Raw genomic sequence first — 1,518 nt, 5'->3', positions numbered from 1 at the left:
CCCGGGCCGGCTGCCGCCCCGCCCGGCTCCCGCCCCGGGCCGGTGCCCCGTGTCGTTGGGGTGGATCAGGGTCGCCATCTGACCCTGATCGACCCCGATCGCGCGCGCCCGCCCGGCCGCCCGGCCGTCCGCTGTCGCGTCTCCGCCAGCTGCGACTGCCCGCACGCTCCGCCCTCGCTGGCCGCTCCCACGCGTCGGGGGTGCTGGGAGGGGAGTCAGGTGACGGGACAGTCTGCGCTGCAGGGCCGCGGGGTCCCGCGCCAGCCGCGGCTGCGCAGGGCTGCGACGACCTGGGCCGCGGTCGAACAGGGCGTGACCCGGACGTGGCGCCACCGGTAGCGCAGGGTGACGTCCCCACGTTCGAGGAGCACGGCGTTGTCCCGCCAGGTGTCCTGGTCGGTCCGCCCGCCGGGGTGGGCGACCTCACCGTCGAGCTCGACGCGCACGCCGAGCCCGTCGTACACGGCATCCGCACGGACGCGGCGGCCGTCGCCGAGCCGGTGCTGGACCTGCCGTTGCGCGCGCGGGAGCCGGTGGCGTCGCTCGACATCGCGACGGTAGCGGCGTTCGAGGGCCGACTCGGCCCCTCCTTCGACGTCCTCGAGGATCTCGAGAACGAGCCTGCGGTGGGCCATGCGGGGGCTCCGCATGACGGCGTCGCGGATCTCGGCCGGGAGTGTCCTCGCTCGGACAGCAGCGCACAGCAGGCTGATCACGTCGTCGTCAGAGCGGGCCAGGGTGAGCAGGTCGAGGACGGTGTCAGGGCGACAGGTCGTCGGCAGCCGGTTCACCAGGTGGGCCCAGCCCTCTGCGCCGAGGTGGCGACGTCGGTGGAGCACGACGCCGGGGCTGCCTGCGACGTGGCGTGCGTGCGGCACGCTCACGTCGACCACGCGTGGGGGGCTGTCGAGAAAGCCGTGCTGGTACCCCGCGGCCCGGTGGCTCAGCACGGCCCCGCGCCCGGCGTGGAGCAGCGCTGCCTGGGCGTGGGTCCGCCACTCGACCGGCCCCGAGTGGACCACCAGCACACCGCGGTGCAGTCGGTTCCACGGTCCGTGGCGCACCTGCCGCTTGATCCAGGACGGCTCGACCCCGAGCGTCAGCAGCTGCCCTGTGGTCACCACCCCGAACTGCCGCTCGGCCAGGTGCGCGATCGACTGACGAGGTGGCGGCACCCGTCGACCTTCGCCTTGGTGAGCGGGGTGCCACGCGAAGGGCCGGCCGCCCTGTGGACCGGCCACACCGAGAGCACCCGGTGGACAACCCCGGGACTCCCCCCGGGAGTCGCGGGCGTTGGGGTGAATCAGGGCCACCACGTGACCTCGATCGACCCCCATCCCGACGGTCTTGGTGTCGGCCCCCTGGGTGAGGCGGCGGCGGAGCCCACGGGCGAGGGCACCAGAGAGGACGGAGGCGCTCCGAGCCGAGAGCCCGGCCCCCCACGCTCCGCCCCCCCCACGCTCCGCCCCCTCCGCCCCACGCTCCGCCCCCTCCGCCCCCCACGCTCCGCCCCCCCAC

General features: G+C 75.5%; 1 protein-coding gene. It reads right to left on the bottom strand.

Annotation, left to right across the window (positions count from 1 at the left end; all coding sequences use genetic code 11):
* Positions 1-215: 215 nt before the first annotated feature.
* Positions 216-1,175, bottom strand: coding sequence for a type IV toxin-antitoxin system AbiEi family antitoxin domain-containing protein (locus L0B03_RS17715; RefSeq protein ID WP_250448315.1), 960 nt, complete (start codon positions 1,173-1,175; stop codon positions 216-218).
* Between the last annotated feature and the right edge of the window lie 343 nt (positions 1,176-1,518).

Source organism: Actinotalea sp. C106 (assembly GCF_023630195.1).
In the GTDB taxonomy this organism is placed as follows: Bacteria; Actinomycetota; Actinomycetes; order Actinomycetales; family Cellulomonadaceae; genus Actinotalea.
Note: the sequence above shows the minus strand (reverse complement) of the source record. Positions and strands in the feature narration are given on the sequence as shown.